Raw genomic sequence first — 10,679 nt, 5'->3', positions numbered from 1 at the left:
GCAACGGCTTCAAGATGTATGAACTGCTCAAGAAGGAAGTGCGTCCGGTCACTGCGAGCGAAGTCGTCAGCAGCACGCACTTCCCGGAGGAAATGCAGGGCGACTTCCTGATCTGCAACGTCATCGGCTTCCTCGGCATCAAGGAGTATCACCTGGAGCGTGATGCTGACAAAGGCACCGTCTGGGGTGAGCCCAACGGCGACGAACTCACCGTCAAAGTCACGCAGGCCGACGGCACCATCACCGAGGAGACTTCACGCGGCTTCCTGATGAGCGGCGACAAAAACTTCCGTCCCTCCGATGCCATCTTCGCGCCTGATGGTTCGCTCTACGTCAGCGACTGGCACAACGTGATCATCGGTCACATGCAGCACAACGTGCGTGATCCGAACCGCGACCACAAACACGGCCGCATCTACCGCATCACCGCCACGGGCCGGCCGTTGCAAAAGATCGTCCCCATCGCCGGCCAGCCGATCCCCGCGCTGCTCGAAAACTTGAAACATCCCACCGACAGCGTGCGCCATCGCACACACGTCGAGCTCAGCGGCCGCAACTCCAAAGAAGTCATCGCCGCCACGCAAGAGTGGATGAACCAGTTTGATCCGAAGAAGAAGGAAGACGCGCATCCCCTGCTCGAAGCGCTTTGGATTCATCAGCAGCACAACGTGCGCAACACGCAGCTCCTCGCCATGGTGCAGCAGTCGCCTGAACTGCATGCGCGCAACGCCGCGAATGTCGTGCAGCACCTTTGGTTCAATGTCGAAGCCAGCATGCACGGCGGCGTCATCGCGGCCGAGAAAGAAGAGAAGGCACAGAAGTCCGGCATCCTCAGCGACACGCCAGAACTCACCACCATCCGCATCGCCACCATCCCCGAGCGCATGAGCTATGACGTGAAGGAGCTCACCGTGAAGGCCGGCAAGAAGATCAAACTGACCTTCGCCAATCCCGACTTCATGCCGCACAACATCCTTCTCGTGAACAACGGCAAGGTGGACGAGATCGCCAACATGGCGCTTGTCATGGGTGCGAAAGGCTTCGAAACCGGCTTCATCCCCGAGAGCACCGACATCATCTGGCACAGCAAGCTGCTCGACAACGGCAAGGAGCAAGTCATCGAGTTCACCGCCCCGGCCAAACCCGGCGACTATCCCTACATGTGCTCCTTCCCCGGTCACAGCATTCTCATGCGCGGCATGCTGCATGTGAAGTAATTGGATATAGCATCCTCCCATCTTCCAACACGCAAACGGGCCGGAAACGGCCCGTTTGCATGTCCGGTTTTGCGTCCATTCGCGGGATACATCCACAGCCCGGTCACGTTTCCTTTCTCTCCATGATCCGACCCACCACACTCCTCACCACCATCGCGTGCGCCTTGGTCGTCGCGGCGCCCGTCTTCGCTCAAACGAAAAAGCAGGGAAAGCTCGTCGGCGGTCTGCCGATCAATGAGCAAGACGCGAAGAACAGGCCCAGCGGCAAGGAAGACCCGCCGGAGGATCCGTCGCTGGCGCAATATAGCATAGACGAGAGAACGGCGCCGCTCCCGAATGTGACAGCAGCCGTGGACACCCCGCTGCCGCTTGAATTGAAGAAAGGCGATCACGTCGTTTTCATCGGCAACACGCTGTTTGATCGCGGCGCGCAGTTCCCGCATTTCGAGGCGATGCTCATGAAGGGTCACGCGGACAAGGATCTCGTGGTGCGCACGCTGGCGTGGTCGGCGGATGAAGTGGACCTGATGCCGCGTCCGACGAATTTCGGAACCATGAACCAGCACCTGCTGGCGCAGAAGGCGGATGTCATTTTCGCCGCGTTTGGCTTCAACGAATCCTTCGGCGGCGTGGAAAAACTGCCTGCGTTCAAGCAGCGCCTGACGGCGATGGTGCAGGAGCTCAAGACGCATGCCTACAACGGCAAATCAGGCCCGCGCATCGTGCTGGTGTCGCCAATTCCGAATGAAAACGTGAAGAACGTCCCCGCAGCGGATCTGAACAACGAACGGATCGCCGCTTACACGAAAGCGATGGCCGAGGTCGCGACAGAGCAGAAGGTGGGCTTCGCCAATGTGTTTGAGCCGATGCTTCCCGCGATGAAGGGCCTTACGTTCAACGGAGCGCATCTGGAGGACGCAGGCTACGCCGTGTTTGGCGAGACTTTGTATCGCGCCACCTTCGACACCAGCGCGCCGGAGACGACACCCGCGCTGCGCGCGGCGATCGCCGACAAAAACGAGCAGTTTTTCCGTCGCTACCGTCCGCTGAACGGCTTCTACTACACCGGCGACCGCAACAAGGACTATGGCTATCTCGATTTCCTTCCGGCGATGCACAGCTTTGATGTGATGGTGGCCAATCGCGACCAACACATCTGGGGCCTCGTCAACGATCAGGACAAGCCGCTTGATGACTCGAACGTGCCGGAGATGCCGCCGACGAAGGAGTCTCGCGGTGCGAATGAATGGATGACGCCCGCGAAAGAACTCGCCGCGTTCAAGATCGACCCGCGCTTCGAGGTCAACCTCTTCGCCAGCGAAGAGCAGTTCCCAGAGATCGCCAACCCGATTCAGATCCGCTGGGACACACGCGGCCGCATGTGGGTGAGCACCTCGCAGGCCTATCCGCATTTGTATCCGGGGCAGGAACCGCACGACCGTCTGATCATTCTCGAAGACACGGACAACGACGGTCGTGCCGACAAATCAACCGTGTGGGCGGACAAGCTGCACATCCCGCTGGCCTTCGAGTTCGGCGACGGCGGCGTGTATGTCTCCGACGAGCCACACATGACCTTTTTGAAGGACACGGACGGTGACGGCAAGGCGGACTTCAGCCGGCAGATGTTCACCGGCTTCGGCACGGAGGACTCGCACCACGCGCTGCATGATTTCGTGTGGACGCCCGACGGTGATCTCCTCTTCCGCGAGTCCATTTTCCAGCACTCGCAGATCGAAACTGCCTACGGTCCTCAGCGCGCGGACAACTCCACCTGGTTCCGTCTGCGCACGGACACGCAGCGGCTCACCATGTTCGGCGGTTACCCGAACACGAATCCGTGGGGTGTGACCTTCGACGACTGGGGCCATCACATGGCCAGTCATCCGAACTTCGCCAGCGCCTTCCACGCCACGAATGCGCCGTATCCGGAGCAGCATCCCGGCGCAGGCAAAATGCCCGCATATAGCGGCACGTGCGGGCAGGAGTTCATCGACTTCGATTTCTGGCCGAAAGAACTGCAAGGCGGCTTTCTCAAGGCGCGCTACAAACCCACCAACAACATCGAGATGCATCAGTGGATCGAGATGGACGACCACTACGAGGAAAAAAAACTCGGCGATGTCATCTTCTCCACGAACCTCAGCTTCATTCCCACCGACGTGAAAGCCGGCCCGCGTGGCGATTTCTACATCTGCGACTGGTACAATCCCATCAAAGGTCACGCGCAGTACTCGCTGCGCGATCCGCGCCGCCTGCGCACCAGCGGCCGCATCTGGCGCATCGTGCCGAAAGGAGCGAAGCTCGCCGAACCGCCCGTCATCGCCGGGGCACCGGTCTCTGCGTTGCTCGATCTGCTGAAGAGCCCGCACTATCGCTGGCGCTATCAGGCGAAACGCGAGCTGCATGAACGCGATGCCGCCGAGGTCAAAGCCGCGCTCGATGCGTGGGTGGCGAAACTCGACCCCAAGGACGAACGCTTCCGTCATCATCAAACCGAGGCGATGTGGACCTACCGCACGATCAGCACCGAAAACGATTCGTTGATCCAGGAACTGCTCAACTGCGACGAGCATCACGCGCGTGCCGCCGCGACACAACAACTGCGCTACATCGCACTGCCGGATCGCATCGAGCAGCTTCGCAAACGCGCCAGCGACGACAACGGCATCGTTCGCATGGAAGCCGTGATCGCCGCCAGCTACATCGGCACCAAGGACGCGCTCGATGCCGTGCTCGGCGTGCTCGACAAGCCCATGGGCGACCATTTGACCTACGCCGTGCGCACTTCGCTCGGCAGCGAGGCACTGCTGAAGCACTGGAAGGGCGCCGACTACCCGAAGATCACCGCCTTCATGAACGCCTTCGAGCAGTCCTACAAACGCGGTCCGTTCGAGAGGAAACGGACCGCCGAGGAGACCGCCTTTGACAAGCAGCCCGGTGTGGCCCGCATCACCATCAACTGCGTGCGCGAGCGAATGCTCTACGACAAAACCGAGTTCAGCGTGAAACACGGCCAGCCCGTGAGCCTCGTCTTCAACAACCCCGACGCCACCGCGCACAACCTCGCCATCTGCAGGCCCGGCAGCGCCGAGGAAGTCGGCATGGCAGGCAACGAAATGGCCAAGGATCCCGAGGGCATCAAAAAAGACTTCATTCCACCGACCGACAAAATCCTGCATCACACGAAACTGCTGAATCCCAACAGCACCGAAACGCTGCGCTTCACCGCGCCCGCCGAACCCGGCGACTACCCCTACGTCTGCACCTTCCCCGGCCACTGGGTCATCATGCGCGGCGTGATGCATGTGAAGTGATTGACGAACACGCACCCGTCCTTCATGTCATCTCCCATGCATCCGTGCCTTTCGCCCCTCGTCATTCTATCGGTGTTCGCCGCCTTGGCCTCACCATCGCCTGCCGCCGAACCTTCCGCGAAGCCCGTCCTGAAGATTACGCCCGGCAAGGTCATCATCCCGTTGGACAAGATGCGCCGGATTTGGGGTGAGCTGATCAGCCTCGACCAGAACACGCGCACCGGAACGTTTCGCAACGAGAGCAACGACGAGGTGATGAGCTTCACCGTCATGCCGTATGCCGAACTGCTGCATCATGCCACCAACGGCGATCTGCAGGACTTCCGCACCGGCGAGCGCGCCATCTTCCGCCTGCATGAAAACGAGAAGGGCGAGTGGGTGTGGCTCACCTACATTCAGGACGAGATGAACATGATGAACGGCCACGGCGAATACTTTTTCGTGGACGAGATCGACGCCGCCACGGGCAAACTCACCACCACCTGGGCGAAGGGCGACATGACGTTCGTTCGTGAGAAGGGCGTCGTCCTCGAAACCGACAAGGACACGCGCTACTGGAAGGCCGGACAGCCGGCAAAGTTCAGCGACATCAAAGTCGGCGACAAGCTTCGCACCAAGACCCACGGCATCGGCCAGGGCAAGCATCGCGTGCCATGGGAAGTCTTTCTCGACGATGAGAGCCTGCTCAAGTTCCAAACCGAGCAGAAAGCCGTTCACGCCAAGCGCATTCTCGCAGAAGGCGCACCGGGTTACGTCGATGAATCCAACGGCACGAAGCTCGTTCTCACCCTTTTCCGCGAAGGCGAAGAACAGACGAAGCAGCTCAAGGAAGGAAGCGCTGTCCGCATTGCACCTGCAGGCGTGGACCGCAAGCCCACCGCCGATCCCATCACAGGCAAAGTCACCGCCATCGGCAAAAACGGACGCCAGATGCAGGTCACGATCGAACCCACATCCGCCAGCGACGGCTTCAAACCAGTCGGTCTCGCGAGGTTGTGGGCACAACCTTGATCAAGGTTTGTCGTCTTGGGGCGACGAACCCAAGTCGATGCCAAAAAGCGCCGAGAGATCAGCACCGGCCAGATCTCCCTCACCCGATGCAAGCTCCGTGATCGCCTCACTACTTGCATTCGACAGCAGTTCCGCCTGATCCACGCCACGCAGGGTGAAGAGCAGTTCCGGCCGCGTGTCCAGCAGCACACCCACGCCATAGAGCACCGCGGCGACGTGCTTGCACATGTCAGCGTAGTCCGGGCAGGAGCAGTTGAAGCGAATCTCCTCCGGCTTGGGAAACAAGCCGTTGTCCGGATCGGTCAGCACCTTCATCAGACCTTCGCCCAGTTTTCCTGCGAGCAGATCGAGCATCGATCCCACCTGCCCCGCGCCCGCCTCGACGATCTTCGACCATTGCTCCTGTGGCAGCGGACGAATGTGAATGCTCGTGTCATACAGCTCGGAACCCGCCACCACCGCGTTCAGCTTGCCCGGCTCAATCTCCAGATTGTACACCTTCCCCTGCCGCAAATAACTGCGCCCACGCGGCAGCCGCGATTCATAGACCTGATACGAATCCAGATTCCGGCACCAAGCCTGTCCCCAGAACGTCGTGCAGAGCTTCTTCGATCCCGCGGGAGCCGGCAGCGCTTCAAACACCTCCCCACGCTGCACCCGCTTCGCGATCTCGCGTTGCAGCCGTTCCTTGCACTCCTGCGCGTCTTCGTAATCCCACGACATGGCGGTGGTTTTACACGACGGCTGAGTTCACATCAAGAGAGACGAAATCCAACAGCTCATCCGTGCTCATGTCGGTGAGCATCTTTTCAGCGCCGCCTTCGCCGATCATGTTTTGAGCGAGGCTCATCTTTTCTTCGATCAGCGCATCAATGCGCTCTTCGATGGTGCCCTGGCAGACGAATTTGTGGACGAAGACGTTACTTTTTTGGCCGATGCGGAAGGCGCGGTCGGTGGCCTGATTTTCGATGGCGGGATTCCACCAGCGGTCGAAATGGATGACGTGACTGGCGGCGGTGAGGTTGAGGCCGGTGCCGCCGGCTTTGACGCTGATGACCATGAAGGGCGGGCCGCCGGGCTGCTGGAAGGCCTCAACGAGTTCTGGGCGCTTTTTCACGGCGGTGCCGCCGTGGAGGATGAGGCCTTCACGACCGAAGACGATGGCAAGGAAGCGGGCGAGCGGATCGCAGGTCTCCTGGAACTGCGTGAATATGAGCGCGCGTTCGCGGCGCTCAGCGAGCTCGCTGCAAATTTCGGCGAGGCGGGTGAATTTGCCGCTGTCCTCGGGGTTCCATGCGCCGTCGCCATTCCAATGGCTGGGGTGATTGCAGATCTGCTTGAACTTGAGCAGGAAGCCGAGCACGAGGCCCTGACGTCGGATAGGTTCCATGTCCTTGTCGTGAAGCATCTTTGCGAGTTGATCGACGAGCTTCGCGTAAACGGTGGCCTGGCGTTTGGTGAGGCCGCAGAAGGCTTTCGTTTCGATCTTGTCGGGCAGGTCGTTGATGATGCTCCTGTCCGTCTTCATCCGGCGCAGGATGTAGGGTTTCACGAGGCGGCGCAGCGGCGCGAAACCTTCGCTGCTTTTCGCGCAGTGCTTCACGGCCTCGGCAAAAGCTGAGCTGCCGCCGAGCAGACCGGGATTGAGGAAATCGAAGAGGCTCCAAAGATCGCCGGGGCGGTTTTCGACAGGCGTGCCGGTCAGGGCGATGCGAGTCGTGGCTTGCAGACGTTTGACGACCTTCGTACTGGCGCTGCCGGGATTTTTGATCGCCTGCGCTTCATCGAGAATGACGAGGCTCCATGGATGCGCCTGCCACGCTTCGGTGCGCTGGAGAAACTGGTAGGTCGTGAGCATCGCGTCGTAGCCGTGCAGAGCTTCGTTGGTGTGTTGAATGGCGAAGTCGAGTCTTTCGCGATCGGTTTGCGAAGGATGGGCGATGAAGAGCTTCAGGTCGGGAGCGAATCGTTTCACTTCCGCACGCCAGTTACCGACGAGCGAGGCCGGAACCACGAGGAGCGCGGGCGATCGGGTTTTATTTTGACGCGCGAGCAGCAGCGCGATGACCTGCAGCGTTTTGCCGAGGCCCATGTCGTCGGCGAGGCAGGCGCCGAGACCGAGGCGGGTCATGAACTGCAGCCAGGCGAAGCCTTTGCGCTGATAGGGACGCAGCTCGGCGCACAAGTTCGGCGGCGGTGGCGATTCGGCGGGATCGCGCATCTGATCGAGCAGTTGCACGAGGTTTTTGCCGGCGACCACATCGCTCCATTCGTGAACCATCTCGATGTTCTCATCGTTTGCGACAGCCTGACGCGCATCGAAGCCCGCGAGCAGGCGCATGCCGTCGAGAAAGCCGATGCCGCCTTCACCGGCGGCATGCTGCACTTTCTCCCAGTGATCCATCACCTGCTGCAAGCGTTCGCCATGGACTTCGACCCATCGGCCGCGCAGCGAAACGAGTCCGGTGTCGGCGCTGAGCAGTTTCTCCCATTCGGCATCGGTGAGCGGTTCGCCTTCGAGGCTGGCGGCCATTTTGAAACTGAGCAGCGCACCGGCATGCAGCGAGCTGTTCTTCGGCGCGTCAATCGTCACCGCCACGGTCGGGCGCGGGCCTTTGCCGCTGCGCCACCAGTCCGGCAGTTTCATCACGATGCCGCTCTCCTGAAACACGGCAGTTTCGCGCAGCACGCGATACGCCTCCTGCGGCGACATGGCCATCGGCTGAAACAAGCGCTTCGTCTCCACCCACTCGCGCAGGAGTTTGGATTTTTCAGCGGCGATGCGCACCGGATCCAGAAGCGCATTGAGCGCCGTCTGATCTTTTTGAGACGCATAAAGCTGCAACGCACGGGCGAGCGGCAGATGCTGAGGCTGTCCGGTGGCGCTGAGTTTTTCCGTGAAGGTGGCGAGGAAGGCGAAGGGGCGCTGCGAGTCCGTCTTGTTCTCCGCCAGATGAAACGTGACGCGGCCAACGACATGCCACGCGGGACACTCCGCACGCAGCCAGTTTTCGACATCGCCTTTCGCGAGTTCGGCGATGTGCTGCGCGAGATCGTGCCACCAGCGTTCCAGCACGTCCGGCGTGAGGTATTCAGCGCCTGCAAAAGGTGGCGCGGCCGCAATGAAGGACTCACGTTCCGCCAATGACGGCACCGGAGTCGCAAGCGCGTCCTTCGTCTGGCAGAGCCGGGTGAAGAACTGCTGCCCCAGCTCGCGCTGCCATTTCCAGGCCGGATCCAGATCGGCAGTAATCAAATCGTTGCTCAAAACGCTGAACACAGCCGCCTGAGAGCCTGCTGCGGCGATTTTCCTGTCCACCACGGATTCCGCCACACCCTCGTGGGTGAGAACGCCTTCCGGAGTCAGGACTGGAGCCAGCATGAACTGCTTGTGGACGAGGAACCTGCGGCAGACAAGACACGCGAACGCGGAATTTCAGCATTCGTCGTTTCCCAAAGGCCCCTGTCCGTGCTACCGCTCTTGTTCGCCCGCCGCTGACCGGCGCGCGTCCCAACACCGCGCATGACCAGCCTGATCTCCGACCTTCCCATTCTGCTCCGTCCGTTCAATGCACGCACCCGCCAGGAGGCGGAACGTCTCGTGGATGACGACGCGGTCCGGGGACTGGAGCTGCTGGAGGATGAAATGATGGCTGAAGTGCGCCTCGACGACCGCCCGGCCCAAGTGCGCTGGCTGCGCGGCGAACACGGCTGGCACGGCGAGACCGATGTCGATGACGACCAGGAGCTGGAGGATCTGGCACTGTGCACCACGCTGGTGGCGGTGCAGCGCCGTGAGGCCCGCGGCACCCTACCGCTGCCGCCGGTGGAGGAGGAGGATTTCGAGCACCAGCTCGCCACGAAACTCGGCCGTCAGCTCACGCCCGACGAGGAAAACTATCTGAGCAAGATGGAGAAGCGCTACGAGCGTGTGCGCCTCACCGGAAAGATCTTCGACCAGGACATGGTGCGCCTGCACCCGAAGTGGGCGATTCAGAGCCTTGAACCCGTCGCCTTGTGGCCGGAGCCGCCGAAGTCCCTGAGCGAGTTCTGGAACTACATCGCCCTGGCTCTCGCTGACAAAGGGCTCGCGGTTCCCGGCTTCCTGCGCGGCATGTCGGACATCGACGCAACCCGTGAAGCCCTGCGTGAGTGGCGCCATGCCAGCACGGTGCCCACGTGGCAGAAGCGCATCCGTGAGTTCATCGATTCGCGCCAGGACGACCGCGACACCCACAATCAGCCGCCGCGCGAATGCGACTTCCGTCTGCTGATCACCGTCAATGATGCACGGCTGCAGATGCGCCTTGGAAGCGAGACGCCCTCGCCTTACACGACGGTCGATGCCGCGCTGCTCGACAACTTGAGTCGTGAACATCGCGACGGGCGGATCGTGACCTCCGGTGACTCGGAACTTCTGCTGGTGTCCTGTATGGCCCAATGCGGGGAGGACTGGCACGATTCCTTCCGTCTGGAATCGAAGCATCACGCACAGTGGCTCGGCACGCTGTTTCAGCAGCCTGCGCTGAATGATCGCCTGGTAACGCTCGACGAAGTGTCGTTTCAACGGGCTTCAGCCCCCTTGCGCTGGGGCACAAACCTGAGCGCCAACGGGCTGAATCTGAACCTGCAGCTCGAAACTTCCGACGGCGCCCCCGCGCCTCTGCCACTGCGCATTCTGCGTGGCGTGCAGACCTTCTACCTGAGCTCGGACACGCTGTTCCTGGGCCCGGTGTGGCTGCATGACGAGTCACGCATCGACGCCGCCGTCACGATGCCCCTCGAAGCGCTCGCCACGCCTGAGGGCATCGCCTTCATGCGCGAGATCGAGATCGAAGTGCCGGACGCGATCAAGAGCCGCGTGCGTCACGAGGATCTGCACGTCAACATCACGGCCGCCTGCATGGCCCGGACGGGAAACTCCAGCGGAGCCGAGTTTGTCACCCTCAAGGCCGAAGCCGTCGATGGCGAGGGCCGCGTGCGCGAGATGCTGCGCTTCTCCGGCTGGCAGCCGGTGGATGAAAAAAAAACGACACAGACCGATTCCCCCCGTTTCATCGAGATCCGCGGCGCCCGCATCCACAACCTCAAGGGCGTGGACGTGAGCATCCCCCGCAACACAGTGACCGTCTTC

General features: G+C 61.2%; 6 protein-coding genes. 4 read left to right on the top strand and 2 right to left on the bottom strand.

The window, feature by feature from the left end:
• From KDL09_RS04040 to KDL09_RS04030, 3 genes are all read left to right on the top strand, one after another.
• Nucleotides 1-1,217: plastocyanin/azurin family copper-binding protein (locus KDL09_RS04040; protein ID WP_294381646.1), on the top strand; the 1,217-nt coding region annotated here is incomplete at its 5' end.
• A 122-nt stretch (nt 1,218-1,339) separates the two neighbouring features.
• Nucleotides 1,340-4,534, top strand: coding sequence for a PVC-type heme-binding CxxCH protein (locus KDL09_RS04035; RefSeq protein WP_294381643.1), 3,195 nt, complete (start codon nt 1,340-1,342; stop codon nt 4,532-4,534).
• Nucleotides 4,535-4,570: 36 nt separating this feature from the next.
• Entirely contained in the window at nt 4,571-5,545 is a 975-nt protein-coding gene (locus KDL09_RS04030; RefSeq protein WP_294381640.1) for a hypothetical protein, read from the top strand.
• Here KDL09_RS04030 and KDL09_RS04025 read toward each other — a convergent pair whose 3' ends face one another.
• Nucleotides 5,546-6,268: an SWIM zinc finger family protein gene (locus KDL09_RS04025; protein ID WP_294381637.1), complete on the bottom strand. Its 723-nt coding sequence runs from the start codon at nt 6,266-6,268 to the stop codon at nt 5,546-5,548. It abuts the gene before it with no gap.
• 10 nt (nt 6,269-6,278) lie between these two features.
• On the bottom strand, nt 6,279-8,927 hold the full coding sequence (locus KDL09_RS04020; protein WP_294381634.1) for a DEAD/DEAH box helicase: 2,649 nt from the start codon (nt 8,925-8,927) through the stop codon (nt 6,279-6,281).
• Nucleotides 8,928-9,068: 141 nt separating this feature from the next.
• On the opposite strand from KDL09_RS04020, the gene KDL09_RS04015 reads away from it, so the two are divergent.
• On the top strand, nt 9,069-10,679 hold a 1,611-nt coding region (locus KDL09_RS04015; RefSeq protein WP_294381632.1), incomplete at its 3' end, for a hypothetical protein.

It is taken from the genome of Prosthecobacter sp. (genome assembly GCF_020439865.1).
In the GTDB taxonomy this organism is placed as follows: domain Bacteria; phylum Verrucomicrobiota; class Verrucomicrobiia; order Verrucomicrobiales; family Verrucomicrobiaceae; genus Prosthecobacter.
Note: the sequence above shows the minus strand (reverse complement) of the source record. Positions and strands in the feature narration are given on the sequence as shown.